Here is a 23,645-nt window from a genome sequence, read left to right as displayed (position 1 = left end):
ATTGAAAAAATGGTAGATAAAGATACCACTATAAGAATTTTGAGGTATGCGAAAAACGGTTTTTTGCAAAACGGCTATCAGGGCACTTCCCTTGCGAACATTTGCGGACAGGCTGGAGTGACAACCGGCGCTTTATATCATCGCTTTCCAAGCAAGGATGCACTGTTTCGTGCTGTTGTTGAACCAGCATCCAATGAACTATTAGAAAAACTGATATGTCCCCAGGAAAATGTCAATGCTATTATTCCTGAACCATGCTTGACCTTTACCTATACCTACTGGGATGTGTTCAGGACGATTGTTCGATGTAAGGATGCCCCCTTCTATGCTGAATTTCGCACAATGCTATCCGAAACATTGTATCAACGATTATTACAGTGTAGAGGGGAACTATCTCGACAAGCGCATCTGCCATTCTTCTTGTCCAAAGCATATTTGGCTGGGTTCTTAGAAATTATCCGTTGCAACTACGATTTTGAAACAGCGCACAGAAGCATCCAGATAATGGATAAGTTTATGCTTCTTTAAGATTGGGGGAAAACCTTGAAACTCCGAGCGTCGGGAGAAGATTACCTGGAGGCTATCCTTGTTCTCCAAAGGCAAAAGGGCATGGTGCGCTCCGTGGATGTCGCCCGGCACCTGGAGGTCACAAAGCCCAGCGTCTGCAATGCGGTGGCGACCCTGCGGGACGGAGGCTTTCTTACGATGGACGAGGGCTATTTTCTGCATCTCACCGATGTGGGGCGAGAAGTGGCGGAGCAGATCTATGAAAAGCACCGCTTCTTTACCGACCGGCTGATCGAAGCCGGAGTAGACCCGGAAACAGCGGAACGGGACGCCTGCCGAATCGAGCATGTCATCAGCGACGAGAGTTTTCAGCGCCTCAAAGCGGCGTCTGAGCAAAAATCTTGAGCACAGCAAAAGAGAGGGGCCGTGCTTGCGGCCTCTCTCTTTTTGCGTAAAGGGGGATAAGCATCCGATGGAAGAAATTATCGTTATCCGAGCCGCTGACCCGGACGGCAGCGTGTTCAAGGCCGTCATGGATGCCCTTCAGGAGAAAAAGGCAGAGGTCATCGACATCGCTGCTCCTGCTCCCTCTGTACTGTTCCTCGGCGAATTGGAAATCCGCCCCGCTTACCGGCAAGTCCTTCTGGCGGGAAAGGAAATCCGCCTCAACCACGGGGAATATGCCATGCTCTACTGTATGGCTAAGACACCTGGCTGCGTCTACACCAGAGAACAACTTTATGCGGCGGCCTGGGACGAGATATATCCCTATGGGACAAATACCGTGGAAAACACCATTTTCCGGCTACGACAGAAAATAGAGGCAGATCCAAAACATCCGGTTTACATCAAAACTGTATTTGGAGTGGGATACAAGGTGGATAAGCCTCCCAAACGGCCATAAACAGCGCAGGACAACGGGTTTTCCTTTGTCCTTGCGTTGTTTTTATTCCACTTGTTTTCCATTTATTCAGATCATAAAAGTATTTATTAAATCTTTGTGATATTCACCTCGTACAATACAATTATCGGCATTTACCTTCTCATTCTGACAATATAACAACGAAATTGGAGGAGGGATTGTATGAGGTATAGTAAAATCCATCACAGGCGTGTGAAAGCAGATAGAATTTACATCAGGCGGTCCTACTCCGGCTCTCGGAGTAAGCCCGCCTGATTTTTTCGACAAAAAGCGGCAAAAACCGCTGTATATACACTGACGCATAGAGAGGATAAGGAGGATGGCACAAAATGGCTGTGGCCATGCGTGCCAAGAAAATCCGCTATCAATTTGCGCCACCACACATAGTCTTTTGCGTCAAAAATCTCTATTGCTGGAATTGGCATGATGGATCTCTTTCACAAGAGTTTGGGCTATTGTCTGCCAGAAACACTCCATTTTGCGGATTTCTTGGCACACTGTATAGAGAACCGTCGGCATGGATGTCCCGATGTCAAACCGGCTGTCTGTATTCTGCGGCCCGGCAACCATTCAGATGCCGGGGACCTCCCTGGTATCAAAGTTTTCCCATAAACTTTGATACAGAGGAGGAAACCGCCGTGAAATTTTGGAACAGCGGAAAAGGAGAATCTAATATCCTGCAAAATCAGTTTACCCGGTATCTGAAGACCTCCATCCAACGAAAGAAAGTGGACCTCTTCCGTGCGAGGAGCAAGGTCTACGACCACGAGTGCTTTGACGACTCCTGGCAGGACATCCCCGGCCTGATCACGGTGGACGTCTACTTCAATTCTCCCGCCCAGTTTGATACCATCGGGTTGGAGCAGATCCTCCGCCAGATCGAGAAACGGGACCGCTACATCTTCTACGCTCATGTTCTGGACGAGCGGACGTTCACCGAGTTGGCCGCTGAGCTTGGCCTGACTTACAAGGGCGTGACCGCCGCTTACTACCGGGTGATCCACAAAATCAGAGACGCATTGCGAGGTGACGAGTATGAATTTTAAGGAGTTGTTACTCCGGGCACAGGCGGAGGATCAGCAAGCGAAAGAGAAACTTCTGTCGCTCTACCAGCCCCTTCTGATGAAGGAGGCGGTCGTCAATGGGGTTTTCGATGAAGACGTGTACCAAGAATTGTGTATCACGCTTCTGACCTGCATCAAGCGGTTCAAGGTTTAGTGTTGGAATGTCAAGCGGAGGGGCCGGGAAAGTCTCGGCCCTTCCGCATGGCACTTCAGCAAATGCAGGCAAAAAGCCGGGCCAAGGGGATTTCCCCTTGGCCCGGCTGCTGTACGGAGCGGCACAACGCCGCACTATGATTTGCTTATCACTTTTCCTCGCTTTCTTTCACATAGAAGTGAACATACAGGTTGTAGTCCCGCTTTCTGGTAATGAGCCGCAGCCACACATGGAACCGCTCGGTATCACAATAGAGGTTGCATTCGGTGGGATCAGCGGTCGGCTCCGCGTAGATCCGGCACATCCGGCGCATGGTGTTCAGAGAGGCCATCTCCGGCAGGGCAAACAGGGCATCCATAAACTGGTCGATCTCTGCGACCCGCTCCGGCGTTTTTAATTCCTCGTACACCGTGAACCAGGTTGTCCACCATTTCCGGCCATCATAATCGGAGCGGGAGTAGGCAAGCTCCGTCCTGGGGGATTTGCGGCCCATCTGGTCTTCCGTGGCATCCAGATAAATCTGATCGAATGAGCAGAGCGGTTTAAGCAGCCAAGCGTCATCATCCGCCGGCGCCTTCAGACGCTGATTTTCCACCGCATCCCAGAGAATAAACCGCTTTGGGAAGCCAATCGCATCGCACAGGGCCTCGTCTGTTCCACAGGCGTCGCAGATGTAGACATCCGCGTGCCGGCTGAGGGCATTCTGGGCGAGGACAGGGGCAAGCGGCTGGCCGCAGCGCAGGCAGAGCGGCGGCTTTGTGGCGTCCGGGCTGAACCGTGTGCGGTCAATGGCCCAGGTGTTCAGCAACTCCAGTTTCGGATAAATTCGGATCTCTTTCATTCAGAAAATCTCCCTTCAAAATACAATTTTTCGTTCATGCGATCATCTGCTCGCCCCAGCGGATATTTAGATGGCCCTTTTCGTCCACCTCCCGGCGCATGAGCAGGGACAGCAGGTTGTAGTCAATCCCAAACCGCTCATAGATCTCGTCCAGGTTGGTGTCCTGGCCGCGCATGAACAGATTGATCTTCTCCTTTGCCACCACCATCTGCATGAGGTTGGACTCCAGGCTCCCCGCGTAGGTGAGGAAGTAAATGTCCTTATACTCCGTGGATGTATAGCGGATAAAGCGCATATAGAACTGGCTCATGCCGGAGTTGTTGTAGTGAAGCTCCGGGATGATGATTTTGTTCACGAAATCGAAATTGACGCTGGAGGGCAGGCTCTGCTGGGTGCAGAGCAGGATGCCGTTCCCACTCTCCCGCAGGGTCTTGCGGAGCGCCCGCCGCTTGGCAAAGGAGGTGGTCGAGCCGGTCACCAGGAACAGCGGCCGGTCCGGCATGGCCTCCTGGATGGCCTCAGCGTAGGCGTCCAGCACAACTTTGTGGCGAACGCCGATTGCCACGATCTCGTTCTCCCACCGCTGGGCCATTTCTACGGCTTTGCGGATCTTCACTGGCGTGCCGCCCTGGTACTCCGCCAGGGTGTTGGGGGCGGCGCTCACCCGGAGCAACAGGGTGATCTGCTGCATCAGTTTGAGCATGGCGTCCTTCCTGTGGTTGCCGGTGGACGCGAAGTAATTGCGCCACAGCCTGTCGAATTCTTTGATGACTTGTTCATATACGGCGCGTTCCTCCAGGGAAAACTTCACCGGCACCTGATGGATGCGCCGGATGTCTTTGCCGGTCACCTCCTCGAAGGTTCGCGTGATCACGGTCTTGGCGAGGATCGCGTCCAGCTCCGCCGCATTGTAGATGTCCTGCGTCCGCTCGCTCACCCCAAACACAGTGGGCTTGTCTGGCAGATGGCAGGAGGAGAACAGCGCATACCCTTTCTTATAGGCAGGGATCGGCTTTCCATAGTAGGCGTTGTCCCCCTTCTCATAGACCCGGCCGGCCTCGCTGTCGTAGTGATAGACCCTTTTGCACCAGCAGATCATGTTGATGGAGTTGTTGTAGAGCAGTTCCTGCTGGGGTGCGAACTCCACGATGTTGTTCCGGGTACTGGTGCCGGTGGTCAGCAACTTGGCGCGGCAGCGCCGGAAGCAGTCCAGGGCGGCCTTTGTCCGCACCGCGTAGGGATTGGAGATCTCGTCGCTCTCGTCCAGCACCAGCTGGATCTTATTGCCGTGGAGCTTCACCCATTTTTTGATCTGCCTGCGGTACTTGGACATCTGATTGAGGGTCATCAGGACAAAATCCCCTGGACGGATGCGCTCCAGATCCTTCAGCCGCTCCACGAACACATAGGACAGGCTGTAGTTTTTCAGCACCACATCCCAGTTGTTGCGGATGGAAATGGCTGAGGAAATGACCCAGGTGCTGTGAAGCCCCTGCTGTTCCATGCGGTACATCCCTGTGGCGATGGCCGCCAGCGTTTTCCCGCTGCCCTGCTCCCATTGGAGAAGGCCATATCGCTTCTGCAGAATACGGTTGATGTCCTGCCGCTGGAGGTCGTTGAGCTGGATTACCTCTTCATTCTCCATGTCCCAGAGGGTAAATTCCTGCAGCCATGTGGCGATGTTCGGATCTTCCGGCATCTCACGGAAGGACTGGCTCTGACGGTCATACTCCCGCCGCCGGCGTCGGAGGAAACGCTCATAGCCGGGAAAACGTCCCGGCTCGTTGTCCAGCACGGCCTGATAGATGGGGACAGGCTCCTTCTGCTCCGGCCGTATCTGCCGGCTCGCTTTCGGGCTGTATGCCTTGTACTGGAACTGGTCGTTCTGTTTGACCAGAGCGATGACGTCCCGCGTCGGCCTTTTGTTCTGCCGGGTCAGGGCGCCACGCAGATAGGCCAGCACCTTTGCCTCGGTCAGCCGCGTGCGTTCCCACTCCTTATAATCCATGTTGTCCGGCTTTTGCTCAGTGTAGAAACGGTGCAGGTATTCACAGCATTTCGTGTATCGGTCCCGCACCGCCGGGTGCGCCTTGATCTGATAGAGCAGTTTCTGTGTCTCATAGGTGAACCCCACGGAGGTCTGTTTCATCCGGGCAAGCTCCAGCAGCACATGGGAACGGTTTTTCTCCAGCTCCGATTTTGGAAGCATCAGCACCCGCTCATACAACCGTTTCGCTTCAGATTCCGGGTCGAAACCGTCGGCAAGAGCATATAGGGTGCTGGTGGTGTAGCGGCGGGCCGTCCAGTCCTTCAGGTCGCTTCTCTTCTGCCAGAACTGCAGTTTTGTGGGGAAACTTGCGACTCCCAAGGCCGAGAAGGCGTCCTCCGGCAGGGCGATCTGGCCGAGGAAACTGAACCGCGCCTCCATCTCACGAATCATGGCCTTGTCCGTAAAATCGTCCGCCAGGAAGGAGCAGGGCGTGACCAGGGCCAGGATGCCCAGGGGCTTGAGTACCTGGGCGGCTTTGATACAGTAATAGAGCTGGGAGAGGCATTCCCCGTCCTCCGCATACCATTTGAGGTTGAAGGGCGGGTTGCCGACCACATAGTCAAAGCGAAGGTCCGGCCTATAGGCGCGGATGTCGGTCAGTTCCAGACGTGCGCCGGGATAGAGGTAGTGGGCCACCTTATAGGCCCTGGCGTCCAACTCACAGCCATAGCAGTTGGTCTCCACAGGCATGAAATTGAAGAAACTGCCCTTCCCGCAGGTGAGGTCGGCCACCACATCGCTGATGGAAGGACGCAGGCTCTCCGCCACCAGTTGGCAAATGGCCGGGGGCGTGAAGAATTGCCCGTTCTCGATCTCTTTTTTCTTCTCACTGTAGGCGTAATAGCTGTCGAAGTCGGCCCGCTCCAGACCGTGCAGGCCGCCCTCTCCGGTGTATGCGTTGTAAATGTCCTCGCTGGTGATGCCGGCCTGTTCCACGCTGTTGCTGTCAATGAGATAGAGGACTTTCTCGTTGAGGGTCTTGCGCTGTTCACGGGTCAAGTTCATCTCTTGCTGTGCATATTTCATTCGATGTCTCACCTCTTTTTTTCGCACGACCTGTCACGGGACAAGGCCGAGGTATTTGGCCGTAAACTCCGCAGCGTCGGTCTCCGTGGCAAAGCGGATGTCCACACGGCCGTTTTTGAACATCTTCAGTCCTTTTACCTTTTTGCAGGTAGAGAACTCGTGTTCATTGCTGGGGCTTCGGTTATACCCAAGCAGTTCGGAAAGGCCCAGAGGATAGAGATTGAATACCCCGGTCTCATAGTGGGCGACGCCCCGCAAAATGTCTTTTGTTTTATCCTCCAGCGTCCATTCGTCCTGCCAGCTGTAGTGGTGATTCGTGCAGAAGTAGCCGTTGAAGGTAATGAGGGCTTTCTTCCGCTCATACTCCGGCCTGTTTTTATATAAGTTCCATGACGCTTTGTGACATTTCTCCGCCAGTTCGTGGAATGCCTGTTCGGCAAAGCTACGCCCATCCAGCAGGAGGATAATCTGATCCACCACGTCCTCATAACGGATCTTGGCTGCCTGTAGTTTTTTGTGGTATGCGTCATGGGCCTCTTTGTTCTCATACATCTTGAGATCCGGCCTCTGGGGAAGCAGATTGTCGGCCAGATGGTCGGCAGACACGGATACATGATAGGTCGAATTGAAGTAGTGGACGATGTTATAGATGACCGCCCAGTGCAGATGCTCCAGGTGCTTGTTGATCTGCCGCTGGGAGATCTCAGGGCCGTCTCGGGAAGAGAGATAGGAGGTGTCCGAGCCGCCCAGCAATTCCTTTTGCGTATTTTCCATGTCCGCCCAGAAAAAGGCCAGCTCCTGGAAAGACTGTACCGCGGCGTCATAGGCCGCCTGATGCGCCTCACAAAAGGCTTTGTCCTCCGGCGTGATACGGACGTCCGCCTTTATAGTGACTGTTTCAAACTTATCCAACAGGTTCAGCATCTTTGATCCTCCAAATATAGAAATAACCCGGAGGAACACGTTGTAGGCGCATTCCTCCGGGCTTGGTATATGCTTGCCGCGTTCGCGGCGGGCCATCAGGTCAAATCTTCGCTACCGTCATCCTCCGCGGCGGTCAGCGTCTTGTAGGCGTAGCAGCAGTCGCTCCTGATCACATCTACATAGACGTCAGGCTCGCCGCCGAAGTCATAGTCGATCTGGGCCTCCTGGTCCATCCGGCGGAATTTCCGCTGGATCTCTGGTGAGAACCCCGCGAGGACAGACTCCGGGAGCAGCACTACGCCAGGATCGCTTAGATAATCCATCAGTACCTGATAGTCCTTTCCAGGGACGATCTTCAAAATTGACATAAATTTCCTCCGCTGTAGGTCAACAGTATACGGGCTCTTTGCCTCGTTCCACCGTTTCGCCCTGGAAACAGTAGCCGCAGTATTCCCAGACGCCGGAGGCGTCCAGGCACCGCTTGAAGGTGGCATAGGTCGCACGCCAATGGCCGGTCTGCGGGTCCAGACGGTGGGAATGCGGTGTACCCATCTGGGAACACCGCCCGGTCATGCAGGCCGGGGGCATACAGTTCATCGCGTCATCCACAACGGCCTGCTCCACAAAGTCGCCGGGCCTGGCCGTCTCATAAGAAAATGTGTCCTGCGTCAATACTTCTTTCCCTTGATAAACCATTCAGCACTCCATTTCTCACGCGGCCCGGTCCAGACGCCCAAAGAGACGCTCCAGTTCTTCCGCGGCACGGGTCTGATCTCCGCAGTGAATGGTCTTGGTCGTTCCACGGCCAGACATCGGGGCGCAGGAAATCACCACCGAGCCGCCGGCGTGCGTGATGCACACCCGCTGCATCGTGGCCTGGTCCTCGATCAGAAGCAGGAGCCTTGCCCGGCCATCAGCACCCCTGGGCTGACGCCACCCGCTGAAATCTGTGAAGCGGACGCCCGGAGTAGAGCGCCACCGGCGCTCCAGAGCCTTGTATATCTCACGGTACTCCATTCCCAAGTTCCCTCCTTCAGTCCCGAAATGTCAGCACGACGCCGCCGATGTAATAGGTCTGCTCCGGCTTTGCCACACGCAGAAACCGCTCAAAGGGGATCGGCGCCTGCTTCTCCAGCGAAATGTAATACGCCTGTGGTCCAGCAACCGCGTGCTTCAAATCGATTTGGAGATTGTCCAGCAGGCGGTCATCCCGCTCAAAGACTTCCGGCGTCACGGCAGAGAGCGCCTGCACGGCGCTTAGGAACGCAGGATACTTTGGGGCCAGAACCTTATGCGCGGCATCCGGCTCCAGAGCGAAGCGCCTGGAACCCCACACCTTCAAAAGGCCGGCCTTGTGCGCCCACAGCAGGAACCGCTGGATCTCCACATCAGACTGTTCCGCCTTCTCATAGCGTCCGTCTGCCGGACACTTCAAACAGTGGCAAGGCTCGATTTCATTCTCCTTCACCTGAAATACAAGGTGACGCATATTCATATTCCTCCTGACAAATTTGTTATTGGCCGCCGGCAGACTCTTCCCAGGGCAGTGTGCCATCCGGCAGGCAGATGGAAAACAGGCTCCACCGGCCGCAGCACGGGCAGGCGATCTGGCCCCGCCACGCCCGGTCGATCTGCTCCTGGGTGACCTCGCCCGGCTTACCGCAGCAGGCGTTGAACACGGTGACGATATGGGCCTGCTCCAACACTCGTGGGCGGTACTTGCGGTTGAATGGGATATAGTCCACCCACTCCGGCCAGTCCTGGAGGCTCATGCTGTATTTGTGCAATGCCTCCAGGCGAAGCTGACTTGCTGAAACCTTAGTATAATTGTGCGTCCGCTCCCATTCAGTGAGCGCATCAACCAGCCACTGTTCTCCGCGGCGCTGTGCTACGGCCTCCGCTATCTGGCGCCATAGACTGGTCTTGATGTCACCCAAGTCCGTAATCACGCCGGTCCGATAGCTGTAGGTCCGATCCCGCCCGCTCCCGGATGAAATAGCGATCCCGGTAGATGAATGCCAGCGAATATCCTCCAGGCGGAGCGAGTCGAGGTCAATTCCCGACAGAGAATCAATCTGCTTTGGCATCCTTTTGCCCTTTCTCAGCGGCGACGCTCCCAGCCGGCGGGGCGGAGAGGCCAGCCGCCAGCATGGTTGACGCACAGCGGAATCCGGCGGCAAACGCCTGTTCCGACTGCCGGATAGACCGGGCATCCAGCAGATCCCGGTAAGTCTCGATCTGCTCCCACACGCTCTCAGGCAGGGCCGCCCGGAGAGTTTCCTGGAACCGGGAGATCTCCCGGTTGCTGTCCGCAATCTCCTGGGTTTCCGGCACGTCCGAGGGGTCAAAATTGCCGTGATACAGCTCCGTCAGAAAACCGGGCGGAACCTCCGGCTGAACCAGAAAGGCCGGCCGGGGAGCGTTCAGGGCCTGGGCGATCTGCGACAGGACCTGGATCAGCTTCGGGAGCTGGCCCTGGAAAAAGGTCTTTCCCATCACAGTCTCATGGAAATTCAAGTCTGTTCACCCTCCTTCCCGGTATCAGCGGCAGCCATCTTCCTCGCATACTCCGCCTCCAGTTCCTTCTGCGGAGTATAGCGGTGGATGTTTTGATTGACATAGCGGGAGCCGTGATACATAAGGATGCCGCACAGCTCGCCCATCTTACGACAGGCATCCAGGCTGGTGTCCAATGTTTTGAAGGTGGCGAGGCTGGTTTTCCGGCAGTCGGAGCCGTCAAACTTCCCCTCCAGGTACACATCCACATAGATGCCCTCGCTTGAGCCGAACATGATGGCCGGGACAATATCGAACTGATAGTCTGTCAGGTATGTGTCCCGATCAGAGAAATTAGGCTCACTGGGGTTCGGTAGGTAGTAATCCAGGATCGGCTCGATCCCAGAGATGCTTCCATCCGCCCTCGCCCGCTCCAAAATTGCCTCCAGCAGTGTGCTTTTTCGGTCACGCCGGGGCCGGGTATAGGGTTCCTCCCGATGATGTTCGTCGAGCCAGTCCCAGACCGCCTTCTGATCTTCCCAATGGAACAGGGAGAGGAACTGCTTGTTATAGTCGGCCAGGGACAGATCATCCTGCCGCTGATACCAGGCGGTTCGCCCCGAAAAGTAACCTGTGGCATACCTCCCGGTCTCCTGGTTTCCTGCGGAAAAGGGGCGGTAGCGCCGCATCTGGTTGTAGATGTATTCCAGCAGATCGTCCCCGGTCAGCTCACCGGGAATGGAAACGCCGGAGCGCATTCGTCCCCGGCACCGGATACACCAGCCCATCAGGTACAGGAACCTGTCTGACTCCGGCTGATCGAGCCGGCCATACTGAAGCCACCAGCCATCAGGCAGGAAGGCTTCCACATAGAGGTCAGATCGTTGTGCGAAGGTATCTTCCTTCTTTTCGCATCTGCACCACCCGTCCGGGGAACTATTCTGAATGTTATGGTTCATTTGTCATACTCCATTCTTTTATCACTGTGTTGGGGTCAGCCGGCCTTGCAGTATGCCATCGCCGCATTCCGGCGCAGGGCGTCTTCACAGGAACCGGGCGCCATTACAATACGCCAGTGGTCCGCATCCAGCTGGGCGTCCCGGATCTTTCGTAGCAGGTCTACTTTCCCGCAGATGGCGGCGGCCTGCCAGCGATGGCGCCGGCGGCCTGTCGGACAGGGGACACGGTGTTCCAGTACATACATCCCAATCACCGCTCCTTCCGTCCGTTTTGGCGGAGGTGGTCCAGCAGTTCCCGGTGGTTTCGCTCATACTGCTCCGGGAAGGGCCGCTCCAGGTCGTAGTTGTAGTAGCGGTAGAACAGGAGCGGGAACAGCCATTCCCGCCGCTTTTCCGAGCTGGCACCGCGCAGGAGCCGGCCCAGCTCAGCGGTGTAACCGGCTTCTTTTTCAAGAAAGGCCCGGTCCTCGTTGGAGAAATTCCGCCACATCCAATCCTGGACGCAGACGGTTCCGGCGGAGAAGTGCGCGGCATTGCTATCTACACACTGAGCATACCGGAACTTTTCTCCCGATCCACCCGGGAATGCCGAAAACGGGTAGAGCCTGCATACACGGGGGCGGGCGCGATATATTGTGCAGCGGCGCTCCTTCAGGAACACGCAGGCATGATCCGCCCCCACCGTGTTCATCAGAAAAATGGGGATTCCCTCCGCCAGCATGGAGACATGGGCGTACTTGGCGTAGACATCCTCGATTTCGGCTACTGCCCCGGATGCCCGTAGGTGCCGTCCCAGACGGTAGGCATCCGGCGGCTCCAGCATCAACTGACCCTCAAGGCCCCGGCAGCAGTCGCCGCAGAGCCGGCATTGGAAGGAAACCTGGTCTTTAAGGGAAAGCGGTTTTGTCAATGTTCCCATCAATTTTTCCTCCACAAAAAGAAAAAGGGGCGCATTGTAGAAACATGGTGTTCTGCAATGCGCCCCTGCCTAATGGCGGCTATGAGCCGTTAAAATCGGACACGTCCCCTTTTAGGCGGCCGCCAAGACCGGCATCGTCGGGTTTGCCGCCATCTGCGGGGTAGGGTCCAAGAGCAGCGTGTAGTGGGTATTCAGCGTCTCAAACTGCATCACTTCCGGGGCATCATAGTGGATCGCCACGACGGTGGAAGTGCGGATCAACTGCCCCCGATGAAAAATCAAGGCGCAGGCGCCGATTTGGAGGGGATACACCAGCACGCCATGCATGGTGGTACTTTTCTTTTCCGTCATTTCAAAAACTCCCTTCTTGATTTCATGTGTCGTTGGTTGTAAGAGCCAAATAGACCCGGTAAAGTTCCTTGAGCAGTTTTCGGACGCGCTTGGGGCTGACTCCCTGTGCAAGAGCGGCCTCCGCGATGGAATAGCCCTGCAGTCGGAGCCGGGCGACAGTATACTGCTCTTGGCTGGAAACGGCGGCCAAGTCATGCAGTATGAGGTCGCCCTCCAGGTCATCCCAGGCATCTGCGGCCACGGGGTAGTTCTCGGCATAGGCGCGTTCCGTAGCCTTCCGCCGCTCCTCTGAGCGGTGGAAGGCCGCGATGCTCTGGCGCATCGCACGCCAGGCAATCGTGGAGAACGCGTATTTTCGCAGATGCGGTTCCGTGAGGTACCGCTTGACTGCCCGGAGGTAGCCAAAAGCCGCTATGTCGTAATAGTCTCCGTGGTACAGCCCCTTTTCACTGAGGTATGTATAAATCAGATTGTGCTGTTCCGCGGCAAAGCGGCGCTCTTCCGATGACAAAACCTCTGAAGTGAGAGCGGGGGCCTGCTGCTCCGGCAGGGAAACTTTCCGCCCGGTATTCCGTGCGATTCGGGGCAAGTCAAGCGGGCAGGAGATCCCGCTCGCCGTCGATCACGCCGCCGATGGCAAAGTGGTCGCCATTGTCGGGCATCACCCTGGAAGCCGAGACTCTTTCGACGCCGTCGCCGGCCTGAGCCTCATTCTGACTGGCACGCTCCGAGAGGGTCTGCTTAATCTGGTCGCGGAAGGAATCGGCATAGGCACAGACCTGGGCCAGTTCCTCACCCTCGAAGTCACGCAGCTTCTTGAAGGTCGCCACACTGTAGGTGAACCCATTGCTGGAGCCCTTCCGAAGCCCGATCTGCACCAGGCCGGAGCAGACGCGGCGGCCGCGGAGCAGGAACGCCGAGTTCACGAAGGTCGTGAACGGGCGGATGCTCGTGGGCGGCAGGGAGAGCTGGATCGGCATCATTTCGCCGCTGCGAAGCAGGTACAGCACCCGCATATTCTTGCAGGCTTTGCCGCCGCCGTTGGGGTCGCTTCCAAATTTGTTGTAGTCGCAGGCTTCACAGATCCCGCCGGGGTCGCCATAGCCCACCTTGCCATCTACCGACTGGCACTGGGGCGGCGTGTTGTCATCATACTCGCTCCCCGCCGGCCAGTAGGAGTTGGCGGAGTGGTTAAAGAGGATCACGCCCTCCAGCGTCTGCACATAGTCCGGATTCTCCGGGTCCTCACCGGGCAGTTCAAACTGCAGCACACCGCCGCCGGGGATCTTCGCCCGCTGGAAGGACAACTGCAGGCCGTCCATATCGTCGGCCAGTTCCGCGCTGGAAAACTTGCTGTCCGACACCTTGGGGATGATGAAAGAAGTGCGCTCGGCGAGAGCCTCATTGACCATCGTATTATTCATAAAAAAACCTCCTAAAAAATCTGAATCAAAATGACTTTGGTGTTACGCAGCCAGTGTGACCGGCTGCATCTGATTGATCGCCTGGAACAACTTGGGGGACATGGTCATCACCTGATAGCCGATCTCCTCCAGCTTGCTGGCCCGGTCATAGTTCTCCACATCCTGGCTGTACCGGGTCACGGCGTTGGCCAGGCCGTAGAGGGTCAGGTCGCCGCCCTCGATCAGGTGCTGAAGGACGCCGGCGCTTTCCGCCTCGGTGATCTTAAAATTGGAACTGGCCAGCTTGACCACATTGGGGATGTCTGCGGTGTTCAGCTTGGCGTCCTTGCTCTCCCGCATCTTGTCCAGGACTGCGGCGAACTTGGCTTCATCCACCGCCGCCCGAACCGTGTCCTGCAGTTTGAGAACAAAAGCCTGATCGTCAGCGTCCAGCGTTTCCTGGGAGTAGATCTGAAAATCATCATCGGTGCTGGCGATCCGTCCCACATGGTAACGGCGGGCCTTGGCATCATTGACCACCATGCCGTTGGAACATACCAGACGGTAGATCAATGGCTGCACGCACACGGAGCCGTGTCCCGTCTCGCTGTTGGTGATGATGACGCCGCCCTGGACAACATCCCCAGGCACGACCTCTGCAGTAAGGCGGGGATTGACGGCCTTGATATACATATAGTCTTCGGTCAATTCACAGGACGCATAGATGACATCCTTCATTTCCCCGATGATGGGAAGGGTGATGGTGGCGATGTCCAGGTTGTCGATGCGCCGGTAGCGGTTGCTCAAAAAGGCGCGGGCACGGCCATCCATTGTACGGATCATGCGCTGCTCCGGTTTTTGCTGGAACCAGCGGTTGACATTATAGGCCAGCAGTTCCGCATCCTCTCCGAGCATCCGCCGGTAGTACTTCCTGGGGATCTCCAGATAATCGCCAATCTGCTGATGGGCTGTACTCTGGATGTCCAAGGGATCGACCAGCTCACTGCCGTCCGCATCCCGCAGGTGGAGCATGGGCTGACCGTCCCACACCTCCATGACAAGGCTCCCGGTGTTCACCAGGTAGTCCTCTTTGGCCTTGCTCTGGCGCATGATCTCGACGGCCATCTCTTGAATTGTCCGTCCGGTTTTCATTGCATTTCCACGCTCCTTTCCATGGTCACCAGGCCACGGAAACGCAGTTGGCCTCTACGGTCGCAGCCAGGCCTTCCTGCTCCAGAACCTTCGCCAGCTGCGGCCAGTAGACCTTGGCCGGGAAGTTGCTGAAGGTGCTCTGGATCGTTTCCTCATTTGCCCCGTCGAGAGAAGTGCAGATGCTCCCGTCCTCTTTGAGCGCGAGATGCTTATAGCCTCTGGAGTTCAGGTCGGCGATCAGCATCTCCAGGGTTTCGCGGCCCTGCTGGTCGTACCAGATCCGGGGGTCCAACGGCATTCCGGGGGAAGCCGGCGGTTCTCCGTCAGGCATCTGTTCCGCCATGAGGCGAACCAGGGAACAGGAGAGGCTACCCTGCTGATCCAGTTCTACATCCGCATAGTCGTAATCATCCACGCCATAGAGCCGGATGCGCCCGATCCCACCCTGGACCGCCAGGAGTGCGGGATTTCGGGTAACCCATTCCCAGCGGGCATTCGGATGGGAGGATTTCAGATATGCGGAGATTCGGTAATTGACATGGCGCAGCAGGGTTTGGGCCACATCGACAGGGACATTTGCGGCATCCAGTTCTGACCGGACACTCTGCGTTTCATTTGCCATCTGGCGCCGGACATAGCCAGTGCGCCACCGGGGCAGGCCAAGTGTCAGAACGGCCCAAACGCCCCACACGGCAAAGGCCAGCAGGATCATCGGATAGAAAGCCGGCCCGCGGACAAGGGCCACGATGCCGACGATCACACCGATCAGGACGGAAATGCTCCCCCAGAGGGAAGTCTGTCGTTTCACAGTTCATACCACCTTTCATTTTTCTCGGAAAACAAAAAAAGAGGCACGATACCCAATGTTCAGAATGTCTCTGAATCATTTAAGTATCGTGCCTCTTGCGTACCCGGAGCTTCACTCCGGAAGTTCCTCCCGCTCACCGTCGATGATGTCGGCAGTGGGCGGTTCTGCTGCGGGCGCCTCCATTGCGCCGGTTTGAGATGCAGGTTCTTGCCTGGATCGTCCTGTGCCGGGAAGAAACCCCCAGTCTTTCAGTGTGAGCTTCAGGCGCTTGTCCTTGGTGACGCCGTCTTTTCTGGTGTAATCGGATAACTCCAGAAAACCGGATACCCAAATCGTGCTTCCCTTTGCCACACTGCATTTTACCAGTTGATGTGCCAGATGCCCCCACGCCCACACCTGAATGAATTGGGTGCGTGCGGCCTCCCCGAATCCAAAGTGTTCGGCCAGGGAAAACATCACATAGGGGTTGTTCTTCAAGCTGGTTTTCAGTTCAAGACCAGTGGTGACCCGGCCAAAAACAATCGCTTGGGCCATAACACTCCTTTCCGCCTGACGGCTTTACTAAATATATATAAAAAGCACCAGGGAGCAGACACACCCCTCAAAAGGGCGCAGTCGTTCCGCTGGCACTCACGTACAAACCTGACAACGTGTGCAATGCGAGACCTCTCGCTCATAGGCTGTTTCATAGCCTACCCTCAAAATGAGGAGCGCACAAAGAATCAATTACAATGGTAGTGTACCACTATATATTGATTTTGTCAAGCGTTATTATACTATATATAGTATGCCGCGGCTGAATTTTCTACAAGAATTTGTGTCTCTGATATGGGTGCAGGAAATTACCGGCGAACAAAAAGACCGACCGGGCAGATGCCGGAGAATCCGGCATTGGAGATATACCAGCAGGCCGGGCCCGCGACATCCCAGCATACTTCCAGGGTGACGTCGTGCCACCCGTCTGGGAAGAGGGCTGTAAAACTCTCCCCGGCATGGATGCCGCGTCCATTTACCCGGAGCCGAGGGTGTGGGTCCTGGTCACTGGGGTCAGGAAGCGTGATTTGGCTGACTTTTTCATATGCCCGAGGTTTGTCCATAAGGATACTCCTTTCCCGCCGGTATGCCGTAATTCCGCCTCAATGCCTTTCTGTATGGAAAACACATCAGTGCGGTTCAGATTTCTGCACGGCATCCTCAGCATCTTTGTCTATGTGGTACTCACCCAGATCCTCAAGGGCTAAAAACTGGCTGTCCATAAGCGCCTGCCTGGGGAACGCCTGGCCGCCGGACAAGCCGGGGACCAGGCGGAAGTAAAGCTGGTAGCGGTTCCCGATCCGAAGAGCGATGCGCTTATCCAACGCCACCTCATATTCCGTTCCGTCGGTCAAGAGCATCCGAACCGTCCGGCTCCGTCTCAGGCCGGCGTGTCCCAGGCCGACGCAGATGCCTGTGATGACTTCATAGTTTCCGCCTGCCGCTGTCCGGTAAAAGGCCATGCAGCGCAGGGCGACACAAGCCGCCAGCAGGGTGCTGATGATCAACAGGGGCCGGTCCTCCAGCGCGAGAAAGACCGTGATTCCTACGGTAAGGAAGGCCGCGCCCGCCGCCCAGGACAAGAGCCATTTGCGCTGAAGGGCGGCGGGCCAGTCTCTGAACTGCCGCATCGCCTATACCCTCTCAAAAATGATCTGTTTGCCCAGACACAGGTTCGCTACCGCCAGGGTGACAGATGTGCGGCTGTCCGCGCTGAGCATCAGATAGCGGATATTATCGCTGGTCGTATCGACGTCATCGTACAGAGCGTCTATGACCCGCTCGCCGGAGGAGAGGTCAAAGATCCCCAGTTCTACGCATTTGACCAACTCCGCAGTGGATAGTAGCGCCTGTCTGGACAGCGCCAAAATCCGATTCTCGCATTCATCCATCTTCCGCCGCTGAAACAGGTTCTTTGTGGTGGAGAACGGTACGCCGCCCAGAAATGTCAGTTTTGCGAAGGTGGCGACGCGAAGAAGCAGGCTCTCTGAAATCGGCACCACATACAATCCGCCGAGCAAATCATACAGGGCCTCCAGGTCATCCTCACCGCTACCGGAGGCCACCAGCCCACGCACCTCCAGATGGCGCAGACAGTTTTCCAGGGTGCGCGGCTCCAGCAGATGCAGTTCCCTTGCCAGCAAATCATACTTTCGCTCCAGCTGGCGGAAATCGGACAGGCGCCAAGTCAGCGCCGTCCACACGGCCATTTCCTGGAGGTCCAGAAGATATTCCTGCTGATTGACATAGACCACGGGATATGTATTCCCATCCGCATCATGCCGCTTGGTGAACCGGCCAACCGCCGTGTAATATGTCCGTTTGTCCATAATAAGGTTCTCCTTTCCTGGTTACTATTTTCTACGAATCTCAAGCCCCTTTTTCAAATCCCATTTGGGAGAGCAGATCTGCGGAGATCGCATCCTGCCGGAACTTTTCCGCCGCACGAGCGATCCACGCGCCCACATGATTCGGCTTCGTATGGTACAGCCGGGCAATATCGGCGCCGCTGTAGCCTTTGATCTTCAGCTCCAGCGCCTCAACGCCCAATTTGGCGACCCCGCTGTAGTGTCGCTTCCCATGTTCCAGCAGTTGCGCGACATAGATGGCTGAAACCCACTGTTCTGAATCGTCCTGCGCGACCTCTGCCTCTCTGACGGGAGGCGGCCGGTCTTCACAGGGCGGCGTATCCAAAGAGCAGGTCGGCACATTTTTCAGCTGCGCCGCAATGCGGCGGCAATGGTCCAGTAGGTGATTGCGGATGACCGTGATGGCATAGGTTTTGAACTGCGCGCCGCCGGGACGGTAAGTGGCGGCGGCATAACATAGGGCCAAGGCCCCCTCCTGGTGCAGATCGTCATAGGCTAAACCGCAGATCTCCTCTTTGACATCGATGTACTTCCAAATCGTCCAATGGATCAGTGAAATATTCTGCTCTACCAGATGCTGCTGTTCCCTGGTGAGGGGGTGATCGAATTTCACTGGACACACCTCCCTAAGCAGCCCGGCGCTGGGCGCCGAGGAACTTTTCACACAGGTCAATGACCAGTTGACAGCGGCCCTCGGAAAACTTGGCAATATGGGCCTCGCATTCCGGAAGATCCAGTTTCGCCTGGAGCCAGAGATAGGCCTGCCGCTTGGACATCAGGCCGCTTTTCCATAGCTGATTGAATACGGCATGAGCGGCCTGCCGCTCCCGCCGCAGCTGCTTATCGGCCAGCGTCCCCATCGGCAACTGGCTGGTGCGGTGGGCGGCCACATAGGAATCGCAGGCGGGATAGTTGCCGCACACATAGAGCTTGCTCCCCGGGGCGGCCCGCTCCCCATATACCACGGAGGCCGGCCGCAGGAAAGCCCGGGCGCCGCAGTAAGGGCATTTGATGTTGACTCGTTTCATGGATAGATCCCTCCTATGTTCTTAAAGTGATGATGACAGCAGGTTCAGCGCGTCTGCAGGAGGGACGCCGGCATCCGGGATCTGCCAGAGGAGATACCTGGCGAAAATATCCCCAAAGGCGGATTCTGTCAGGTATCCCCGGCATTCCGCAGGTTCGATCTGTTCCTGTGTCAACTTTTGAAAAGCATCTACGACCATCACAACTGGTTTCCCGTACTGATCCGCGGCCATGAGCCAGCCGGTATGGCCGCCTTGGGCGACAATATGGATGGTATTGCGCCAGTTCCCGCCGCAGGCAGATAGAAAACGGTACAGCCTCCGGGCAGATGCAGAAGTGATTTCCTTCATATACTCTTCTCCTTCAATACGCACCGCAAAACGCGGGTTTGGGCCCGAAAAAGAATGAACTTTTTGTAAACAATAAATCAGCCCCCACAAGACATGGGGGCTGAAGGATGGCATTTTAATTCCAGCTATTATCGGATTCAAATTGAAATGGAAATATGGTTTCAGCTTTATGGCATTCGGCGGAACAGTTGCTGATGGTCAAGACACCGCAAAATAATTCTTCATACATACCATTTTACCTTGTGCCCATTGTATTATCGGGCGGAATAAGATACAATAATTCAGTAATCTTGGTGAACGACCTACTCAGAGGTCAGCCAGCGTGGCAAAGCCGCTTTATATATTCCAATCAAAATATGGGGCACCAAAGACATCTGGTAGATAACTCCGTATTTTTCTACGGAAATCTTTTTGCTTGTTTTGCAGGAGGTGTATCTGAACAGGGCCATGAATAGAAACGATGAATTTATGGATGATGTCATCAAAGTTGGTGAAAATGATACTGTAGAATTCAAATCTTGGGTCAAAGCATCTGGGCACAATGAACGGGTCCGCTTAGCTGTCAATGAGTTAATCGCATTTGCCAACGCCAAAGGCGGGACTGTGTACTTCGGAATTGAGGATAGTGGCCAAGTTACTGGATGCAGCGACTATGACTGCCAAAGCTTGATCGAGGCGATTTATGACAAAACTCGGCCTCCACTGTTTACGAACATCGAAGAAATCCTATATCAAGGGCACATTGTGTTGGCTTTGTCTGTTGTGCATGATGGAAACACCTATGCCACTACGGATGGGCGGTGCTTGAAACGGCTCGGTAAGAATTCCAAGCCATACTATCCTGAAGAAATGAGCAATCGCTATACTCAGGCACAATCCCCCGATTTTTCCGGCCAAATTGTAGCCGCCAGTACGCTGGATGACATAAATCTTTTGGAGGTATATAACCTCAAAGAGAAAATTCGTATCCGCGATGCAAAATCTACACTGGCGGATATGGAAGACCTGGCTTTTCTACGAGATCTCGGCCTTATCAAACAGGATCAAGATGTTGAGCGCCTTACCGTTGCGGGACTTCTGTTCGTAGGAAAAGAACAATCGATCAACAAACTATTGCCACAGGCAGAAGTTATCTACCTGCACTATGGTGAGCAAAATTTAGAAGAATATGATGCGCGGCTCGATATGAAGCAGCCGATTGTAACTGTTTTGGATCGACTGACGGAGCGCATTCAAACGGATAACCACATTCTCAATGTGCAGGTGGGATTGTATCGCGTTGAAATCCCCGATTTTTCGGAAAAAGTGTTTCAAGAAGCCATCCTGAATGCGCTGGCCCACAGAGATTATCAAAGTATGGGTGCGGTTTACGTCAAACAATATCCCGATAAACTGGTAATTGAAAATCCCGGCGGTTTTCTGGACGGGATAACAGAGAAAAATATCATAACTCATCCCTCTACGCCAAGGAACAAATTGATTGCTGAAACACTGCAGCGCCTGAAATATGTGCAAAGGACGGGGCAAGGCGTAGATATTATTTTCCGCGAAATGATTTCTATGGGAAAGCCATACCCAGAGTACCATGTATTTGGGGATGCAGTTTCACTTACACTCAAGAGTGCGATTGATGACCTTGGCTTTGTTAAGTTTGTTTTGCAGGAGCAGGAAAATAGGCAACGTGTCTTCTCTCTGGCAGAGCTGATGATTCTGCGCTATTTGACGGACAATAGGCGGATCAAGCTATCAGATGCACAGGAATTGACACAGATGCCAATAGACAATGTAAGAAGTAATTGCGCCGGTTTGGTTAAAGATGGTTTGATCGAAGTAGTAGGAAAAGAATATATGCTGACGGCGAAGGTTTACAATGCTGTTAAATCGGATGTTGCCTACACAAGAGACAAGTCCATCCAATATATCAGGGCTAAGAGTATGATTTTGGAGCATCTTTCTTCAAGCGGTGTTATCACAAATGAAAAAGTACAAGAGTTGTGTGGTTTTACAAGAAATCAAGCAACTGATACACTAAAAAGAATGCGTCAAGAAGGGGCCATTACTCTCTTAGGAGCGGGGAGAGGTGCAAAATACACGTTAAAGCAAGAAAACGCAGAACCCGAATCGTCAGATGGCGCGCTGTAAAAGCCATCGATGAATGCTGATAAATGCGGGAAGAAATGCGGCCCCCGCATTTCTTCCCGCATTTATTAAAGCCGCATATATCCTTCAATAGTCCGGTTTTCGGAATACTCATTTCATTAAAATTTATATCATAGTCGAAATAGGTGTGGAGGTGTAACAATGGATCAAAGAGAATTAGAATACCTTCGCAGCATTGAAGATCACGCCTCCCGGACAGGATGGGTGGCCCCCCTCTCTCACGAGGATAAAGACTACCTGGCCTATCTCCGCGGCGTGTGCAAACGCTACAACATCTCGCTGTCGAAGGCAACGAGAATGGAATTCGACTTTGTCACACGGGTGGCAGAAAGCGAGTTCTATCTCCAGCAGGCAAACGCTTGAACTTAGAGAGGCACCCCACTCCGGGGTGCCTCTTGCTGTTCATATGACTATCCAATGATCCAGAAGGGACCGCCGGCCGCCGCGCTCTTGCTGGCCTCATTCAAAATGATGGACAGATCCCACGCTTTCTGACTGCGGGTGGTGCTGGCAGGGTCAGCCACCAGGATCTGCTCATTCTCCACGCCCCGCAGGACAATGAAGTGGCCGCTGGAGGTAAAATGCCCCTTGGTCATCAGGGCGACCACCAGCTTGCCCTCACTGAGCGCGTCCACGATCCGCTGCGGTTCGGATGCGGAGCACCCCTCTACCGGAAGGCCCCACGCCTTGGCGGCGGCAGGGATCAACGCGTGGTAGGAACCGCTCTTGCTACACCAGTAGCCATTTTCATAGGACCACTCAGCCATCTCAATAGGATCAACGATGTCTTCGGTCAGGGAGGACACCACGATGGACATGGAGGTAGGGCCGCAGCCATAGCCGCCGATGTTGTCGGTGCCGTAGGGTTCGTCGGCATACCGTTCATCGTATTGGTTGAAATAAACGACCTCCACGGCGCCGTCTGTAAAGCGGACATCCCCCAGGGATGGAATGACGTTCCCGGATGCAGATTGAAACATCCCGTCGCCGAGGAACAGGCTGAGATTCTGTGCGTAGTCACTGGCAAGATTTTTTTGCTCGGCTGTGAGATGGAAGATCTCGTCAGCAAAATGCTCCTCTCCCTGATAGACAATGGTATAGATGTACCAGGTTTCTGTCCCGCTTTCATCCGCTTCGGTATCCGGGTCGTCAGGGATTGTCCGTGTCTCACTGGTGCGGGTAAAGGTATAGAGGTCGCTGACCTCCGCCCGCAATGTCTGCTCCAGATCAGGAAGGGATATATTTGCCCAGTCTTCATCCATAGCCGCGCAATACTGGCCGATGAAGGCATTGGTATTGCTCACCATATCATCGGTATAGGGGTTGATGATCTCATAGTTGTCGCCGCCAGTCTGAGAAAAGTCATCCGCGATCCGCTGCTCTACATCGTCAATGCCTTCCCCAAGGATTTGATTGATGGCAAAGGCAATTTCGTTGGTATTTTCAATGATGGCCGCATTGTCGTTCATAATCGGTTCAGCATTTGGATCAGCAGCAGTACCGCCGCCGAACAGACTGCCAAAGATAATGGACGGGAGCATGAGAATGAACAGCACTGGCAACAGCAAAAGTACGACAATCACAGCCACAATCGTGCCGATATGCTTCCTGGCGCCCCAGACGGCCCCGGCCACGGCGCCATAGGGGCCGCCGACGGCAGCGCCTTTCGTGGCCCCGGCGATGGCTTTGCCAGTTTGGATGGCTCCCTTCACAGTATGGGCGATACTGGCGGCATCCTCAAGGCCGCTTCTCTTTTGTTCTTCCATAATCCCCCTCACCGCGTATTCGGGAGTCCGCCAGCCCAGGTGAAGATGTCGCTCCGCATATTCCCGTCCTCATCCAAATGATAGAGCCAGAGGTAGTTGCCTGACCGGATCTCTACCAAATCGCCGAGGAACATCTGAGTTCCGTCTTTCTGCCGCCTTTTTTCCTGCCAGTAGGTTTCAACTGCGGCCTGTGCCGCCCGATAGTCGGAAGGCTCCACCCATTGCCACGGATGAAAGCGCCCCAGCGGGCCAGCTTCCGGCTGGGCGCACCGAATGATGGATGTGAGCGCAATGGCGGTGCCGTTGATCATAACAGTGGTTTTCACGATTTACCCCCTTTTAGAGTTGGTATATCTCCAGATATA

At 55.0% G+C, this 23,645-nt stretch carries 32 protein-coding genes and 1 pseudogene; 7 read left to right on the top strand and 26 right to left on the bottom strand.

The genetic code is table 11. From position 1 onward, the window contains the following. The first annotated feature begins 9 nt into the window (after positions 1-9). From H6A25_RS03340 to H6A25_RS03320, 5 genes are all read left to right on the top strand, one after another. The gene (locus H6A25_RS03340; protein ID WP_204750593.1) at positions 10-528 is read left to right on the top strand and encodes a TetR/AcrR family transcriptional regulator; all 519 of its coding nucleotides are present in this window, start codon (positions 10-12) and stop codon (positions 526-528) included. A 15-nt stretch (positions 529-543) separates the two neighbouring features. Continuing rightward, positions 544-912: a metal-dependent transcriptional regulator gene (locus H6A25_RS03335; RefSeq protein WP_204750592.1), complete on the top strand. Its 369-nt coding sequence runs from the start codon at positions 544-546 to the stop codon at positions 910-912. A gap of 67 nt (positions 913-979) precedes the next feature. Continuing rightward, positions 980-1,411, top strand: coding sequence for a winged helix-turn-helix domain-containing protein (locus H6A25_RS03330; protein WP_204750591.1), 432 nt, complete (start codon positions 980-982; stop codon positions 1,409-1,411). 656 nt (positions 1,412-2,067) lie between these two features. Further along, complete coding sequence (locus H6A25_RS03325; RefSeq protein ID WP_204750590.1) at positions 2,068-2,475, top strand: sigma-70 family RNA polymerase sigma factor; 408 nt, start codon at positions 2,068-2,070, stop codon at positions 2,473-2,475. Beyond that, positions 2,465-2,647: a helix-turn-helix domain-containing protein gene (locus tag H6A25_RS03320; RefSeq protein ID WP_204750589.1), complete on the top strand. Its 183-nt coding sequence runs from the start codon at positions 2,465-2,467 to the stop codon at positions 2,645-2,647. Before H6A25_RS03325 ends, H6A25_RS03320 begins: the two co-directional genes overlap by 11 nt. Before the next feature lie 148 nt (positions 2,648-2,795). On the opposite strand, the gene H6A25_RS12695 is transcribed toward H6A25_RS03320, so the two are convergent. The 24 genes and pseudogenes from H6A25_RS12695 to H6A25_RS03205 form a co-directional block, all read right to left on the bottom strand. Beyond that, positions 2,796-3,488: a hypothetical protein gene (locus tag H6A25_RS12695; RefSeq protein WP_243423209.1), complete on the bottom strand. Its 693-nt coding sequence runs from the start codon at positions 3,486-3,488 to the stop codon at positions 2,796-2,798. 34 nt (positions 3,489-3,522) lie between these two features. After that, the gene (locus tag H6A25_RS03310) at positions 3,523-5,637 is read right to left on the bottom strand and encodes an SNF2-related protein (RefSeq protein WP_430651159.1); all 2,115 of its coding nucleotides are present in this window, start codon (positions 5,635-5,637) and stop codon (positions 3,523-3,525) included. A 471-nt stretch (positions 5,638-6,108) separates the two neighbouring features. Beyond that, positions 6,109-6,543, bottom strand: a pseudogene (locus tag H6A25_RS13150) (N-6 DNA methylase); the annotation flags it as partial. Between the two features lie 54 nt (positions 6,544-6,597). Further along, on the bottom strand, positions 6,598-7,488 hold the full coding sequence (locus tag H6A25_RS03305) for a hypothetical protein (RefSeq protein WP_204750587.1): 891 nt from the start codon (positions 7,486-7,488) through the stop codon (positions 6,598-6,600). Between the two features lie 95 nt (positions 7,489-7,583). Continuing rightward, the gene (locus tag H6A25_RS03300; protein ID WP_204750586.1) at positions 7,584-7,856 is read right to left on the bottom strand and encodes a hypothetical protein; all 273 of its coding nucleotides are present in this window, start codon (positions 7,854-7,856) and stop codon (positions 7,584-7,586) included. 19 nt (positions 7,857-7,875) lie between these two features. Continuing rightward, positions 7,876-8,184, bottom strand: coding sequence for a hypothetical protein (locus H6A25_RS03295; RefSeq protein ID WP_204750585.1), 309 nt, complete (start codon positions 8,182-8,184; stop codon positions 7,876-7,878). A gap of 15 nt (positions 8,185-8,199) precedes the next feature. Further along, positions 8,200-8,511 carry a hypothetical protein gene (locus H6A25_RS03290; RefSeq protein WP_204750584.1) on the bottom strand — a complete coding sequence of 104 codons (312 nt, stop codon included), beginning with the start codon at positions 8,509-8,511 and terminating at the stop codon, positions 8,200-8,202. A gap of 10 nt (positions 8,512-8,521) precedes the next feature. Next, a complete protein-coding gene (locus tag H6A25_RS03285) occupies positions 8,522-8,977 on the bottom strand; it encodes a hypothetical protein (RefSeq protein ID WP_204750583.1) in 456 nt (151 codons plus the stop codon). A gap of 25 nt (positions 8,978-9,002) precedes the next feature. Then, the gene (locus H6A25_RS12690; protein ID WP_243423208.1) at positions 9,003-9,275 is read right to left on the bottom strand and encodes a hypothetical protein; all 273 of its coding nucleotides are present in this window, start codon (positions 9,273-9,275) and stop codon (positions 9,003-9,005) included. 283 nt (positions 9,276-9,558) lie between these two features. After that, positions 9,559-10,005 carry a DUF6809 family protein gene (locus H6A25_RS03275; RefSeq protein WP_204750581.1) on the bottom strand — a complete coding sequence of 149 codons (447 nt, stop codon included), beginning with the start codon at positions 10,003-10,005 and terminating at the stop codon, positions 9,559-9,561. Further along, entirely contained in the window at positions 10,002-10,943 is a 942-nt protein-coding gene (locus H6A25_RS03270; protein ID WP_204750580.1) for a hypothetical protein, read from the bottom strand. Before H6A25_RS03270 ends, H6A25_RS03275 begins: the two co-directional genes overlap by 4 nt. A 35-nt stretch (positions 10,944-10,978) precedes the next feature. Next, on the bottom strand, positions 10,979-11,188 hold the full coding sequence (locus tag H6A25_RS03265) for a hypothetical protein (RefSeq protein ID WP_204750579.1): 210 nt from the start codon (positions 11,186-11,188) through the stop codon (positions 10,979-10,981). Between the two features lie 5 nt (positions 11,189-11,193). Then, on the bottom strand, positions 11,194-11,862 hold the full coding sequence (locus H6A25_RS03260) for a YkgJ family cysteine cluster protein (RefSeq protein ID WP_204750578.1): 669 nt from the start codon (positions 11,860-11,862) through the stop codon (positions 11,194-11,196). 111 nt (positions 11,863-11,973) lie between these two features. Then, complete coding sequence (locus H6A25_RS03255; protein ID WP_204750577.1) at positions 11,974-12,213, bottom strand: hypothetical protein; 240 nt, start codon at positions 12,211-12,213, stop codon at positions 11,974-11,976. A gap of 22 nt (positions 12,214-12,235) precedes the next feature. Continuing rightward, positions 12,236-12,802: a sigma-70 family RNA polymerase sigma factor gene (locus tag H6A25_RS03250; RefSeq protein WP_204750576.1), complete on the bottom strand. Its 567-nt coding sequence runs from the start codon at positions 12,800-12,802 to the stop codon at positions 12,236-12,238. 1 nt (position 12,803) lies between these two features. Further along, complete coding sequence (locus H6A25_RS03245) at positions 12,804-13,637, bottom strand: hypothetical protein (RefSeq protein WP_243423207.1); 834 nt, start codon at positions 13,635-13,637, stop codon at positions 12,804-12,806. A gap of 42 nt (positions 13,638-13,679) precedes the next feature. Then, positions 13,680-14,768, bottom strand: a complete 1,089-nt coding sequence (locus H6A25_RS03240) for a DUF932 domain-containing protein (protein WP_204750575.1) — start codon at positions 14,766-14,768, stop codon at positions 13,680-13,682. 25 nt (positions 14,769-14,793) lie between these two features. After that, complete coding sequence (locus tag H6A25_RS03235; RefSeq protein WP_204750574.1) at positions 14,794-15,576, bottom strand: hypothetical protein; 783 nt, start codon at positions 15,574-15,576, stop codon at positions 14,794-14,796. Positions 15,577-15,687: 111 nt separating this feature from the next. Further along, a complete protein-coding gene (locus H6A25_RS03230) occupies positions 15,688-16,110 on the bottom strand; it encodes a single-stranded DNA-binding protein (RefSeq protein ID WP_087337084.1) in 423 nt (140 codons plus the stop codon). Positions 16,111-16,739: 629 nt separating this feature from the next. After that, positions 16,740-17,240 carry a hypothetical protein gene (locus H6A25_RS03225; RefSeq protein ID WP_204750573.1) on the bottom strand — a complete coding sequence of 167 codons (501 nt, stop codon included), beginning with the start codon at positions 17,238-17,240 and terminating at the stop codon, positions 16,740-16,742. A gap of 3 nt (positions 17,241-17,243) precedes the next feature. After that, positions 17,244-17,939 (bottom strand): hypothetical protein, encoded by a 696-nt coding sequence (locus H6A25_RS03220; RefSeq protein WP_204750572.1) that lies wholly within the window; start codon positions 17,937-17,939, stop codon positions 17,244-17,246. A 40-nt stretch (positions 17,940-17,979) separates the two neighbouring features. Continuing rightward, positions 17,980-18,591, bottom strand: a complete 612-nt coding sequence (locus H6A25_RS03215) for a sigma-70 family RNA polymerase sigma factor (protein ID WP_204750571.1) — start codon at positions 18,589-18,591, stop codon at positions 17,980-17,982. A 13-nt stretch (positions 18,592-18,604) separates the two neighbouring features. Further along, positions 18,605-19,006: a zinc-finger-containing protein gene (locus H6A25_RS03210; protein WP_204750570.1), complete on the bottom strand. Its 402-nt coding sequence runs from the start codon at positions 19,004-19,006 to the stop codon at positions 18,605-18,607. Between the two features lie 21 nt (positions 19,007-19,027). Further along, entirely contained in the window at positions 19,028-19,354 is a 327-nt protein-coding gene (locus tag H6A25_RS03205) for a hypothetical protein (RefSeq protein ID WP_204750569.1), read from the bottom strand. Positions 19,355-19,822: 468 nt separating this feature from the next. Here H6A25_RS03205 and H6A25_RS03200 point away from each other — a divergent pair, with 468 nt between their 5' ends. Continuing rightward, positions 19,823-21,496 carry an RNA-binding domain-containing protein gene (locus H6A25_RS03200; protein ID WP_243423205.1) on the top strand — a complete coding sequence of 558 codons (1,674 nt, stop codon included), beginning with the start codon at positions 19,823-19,825 and terminating at the stop codon, positions 21,494-21,496. Positions 21,497-21,655: 159 nt separating this feature from the next. Further along, a complete protein-coding gene (locus tag H6A25_RS03195) occupies positions 21,656-21,877 on the top strand; it encodes a hypothetical protein (protein WP_087337059.1) in 222 nt (73 codons plus the stop codon). A 47-nt stretch (positions 21,878-21,924) separates the two neighbouring features. Here H6A25_RS03195 and H6A25_RS03190 read toward each other — a convergent pair whose 3' ends face one another. Both H6A25_RS03190 and H6A25_RS03185 read right to left on the bottom strand, forming a co-directional pair. Continuing rightward, a complete protein-coding gene (locus H6A25_RS03190) occupies positions 21,925-23,280 on the bottom strand; it encodes a C39 family peptidase (RefSeq protein ID WP_204750567.1) in 1,356 nt (451 codons plus the stop codon). 8 nt (positions 23,281-23,288) lie between these two features. Continuing rightward, positions 23,289-23,606, bottom strand: coding sequence for a hypothetical protein (locus H6A25_RS03185; RefSeq protein WP_204750566.1), 318 nt, complete (start codon positions 23,604-23,606; stop codon positions 23,289-23,291). Between the last annotated feature and the right edge of the window lie 39 nt (positions 23,607-23,645).

The organism is Intestinimonas butyriciproducens (genome assembly GCF_016901775.1).
Lineage (GTDB): Bacteria > Bacillota > Clostridia > Oscillospirales > Butyricicoccaceae > Pseudobutyricicoccus.
Note: the sequence above shows the minus strand (reverse complement) of the source record. Positions and strands in the feature narration are given on the sequence as shown.

What these genes read in the sequence shown, in the direction of transcription:
- H6A25_RS03245 (WP_243423207.1), bottom strand. Translation starts at nt 13,637, where the DNA reads ATGAATAATACGATGGTCAATGAGGCTCTCGCCGAGCGCACTTCTTTC.
- H6A25_RS03320 (WP_204750589.1), top strand. Translation starts at nt 2,465, where the DNA reads ATGAATTTTAAGGAGTTGTTACTCCGGGCACAGGCGGAGGATCAGCAA.
- H6A25_RS03340 (WP_204750593.1), top strand. Translation starts at nt 10, where the DNA reads ATGGTAGATAAAGATACCACTATAAGAATTTTGAGGTATGCGAAAAAC.
- H6A25_RS03195 (WP_087337059.1), top strand. Translation starts at nt 21,656, where the DNA reads ATGGATCAAAGAGAATTAGAATACCTTCGCAGCATTGAAGATCACGCC.
- H6A25_RS03210 (WP_204750570.1), bottom strand. Translation starts at nt 19,006, where the DNA reads ATGAAACGAGTCAACATCAAATGCCCTTACTGCGGCGCCCGGGCTTTC.
- H6A25_RS03255 (WP_204750577.1), bottom strand. Translation starts at nt 12,213, where the DNA reads ATGACGGAAAAGAAAAGTACCACCATGCATGGCGTGCTGGTGTATCCC.
- H6A25_RS03300 (WP_204750586.1), bottom strand. Translation starts at nt 7,856, where the DNA reads ATGTCAATTTTGAAGATCGTCCCTGGAAAGGACTATCAGGTACTGATG.
- H6A25_RS03305 (WP_204750587.1), bottom strand. Translation starts at nt 7,488, where the DNA reads ATGCTGAACCTGTTGGATAAGTTTGAAACAGTCACTATAAAGGCGGAC.
- H6A25_RS03225 (WP_204750573.1), bottom strand. Translation starts at nt 17,240, where the DNA reads ATGCGGCAGTTCAGAGACTGGCCCGCCGCCCTTCAGCGCAAATGGCTC.
- H6A25_RS03295 (WP_204750585.1), bottom strand. Translation starts at nt 8,184, where the DNA reads ATGGTTTATCAAGGGAAAGAAGTATTGACGCAGGACACATTTTCTTAT.
- H6A25_RS03220 (WP_204750572.1), bottom strand. Translation starts at nt 17,939, where the DNA reads ATGGACAAACGGACATATTACACGGCGGTTGGCCGGTTCACCAAGCGG.
- H6A25_RS03230 (WP_087337084.1), bottom strand. Translation starts at nt 16,110, where the DNA reads ATGGCCCAAGCGATTGTTTTTGGCCGGGTCACCACTGGTCTTGAACTG.
- H6A25_RS03330 (WP_204750591.1), top strand. Translation starts at nt 980, where the DNA reads ATGGAAGAAATTATCGTTATCCGAGCCGCTGACCCGGACGGCAGCGTG.
- H6A25_RS12695 (WP_243423209.1), bottom strand. Translation starts at nt 3,488, where the DNA reads ATGAAAGAGATCCGAATTTATCCGAAACTGGAGTTGCTGAACACCTGG.
- H6A25_RS03260 (WP_204750578.1), bottom strand. Translation starts at nt 11,862, where the DNA reads ATGGGAACATTGACAAAACCGCTTTCCCTTAAAGACCAGGTTTCCTTC.
- H6A25_RS03310 (WP_430651159.1), bottom strand. Translation starts at nt 5,637, where the DNA reads ATGAAACAGACCTCCGTGGGGTTCACCTATGAGACACAGAAACTGCTC.
- H6A25_RS03205 (WP_204750569.1), bottom strand. Translation starts at nt 19,354, where the DNA reads ATGAAGGAAATCACTTCTGCATCTGCCCGGAGGCTGTACCGTTTTCTA.
- H6A25_RS03240 (WP_204750575.1), bottom strand. Translation starts at nt 14,768, where the DNA reads ATGAAAACCGGACGGACAATTCAAGAGATGGCCGTCGAGATCATGCGC.
- H6A25_RS03265 (WP_204750579.1), bottom strand. Translation starts at nt 11,188, where the DNA reads ATGTATGTACTGGAACACCGTGTCCCCTGTCCGACAGGCCGCCGGCGC.
- H6A25_RS03270 (WP_204750580.1), bottom strand. Translation starts at nt 10,943, where the DNA reads ATGAACCATAACATTCAGAATAGTTCCCCGGACGGGTGGTGCAGATGC.
- H6A25_RS03190 (WP_204750567.1), bottom strand. Translation starts at nt 23,280, where the DNA reads ATGGAAGAACAAAAGAGAAGCGGCCTTGAGGATGCCGCCAGTATCGCC.
- H6A25_RS03200 (WP_243423205.1), top strand. Translation starts at nt 19,823, where the DNA reads ATGGATGATGTCATCAAAGTTGGTGAAAATGATACTGTAGAATTCAAA.
- H6A25_RS03285 (WP_204750583.1), bottom strand. Translation starts at nt 8,977, where the DNA reads ATGCGTCACCTTGTATTTCAGGTGAAGGAGAATGAAATCGAGCCTTGC.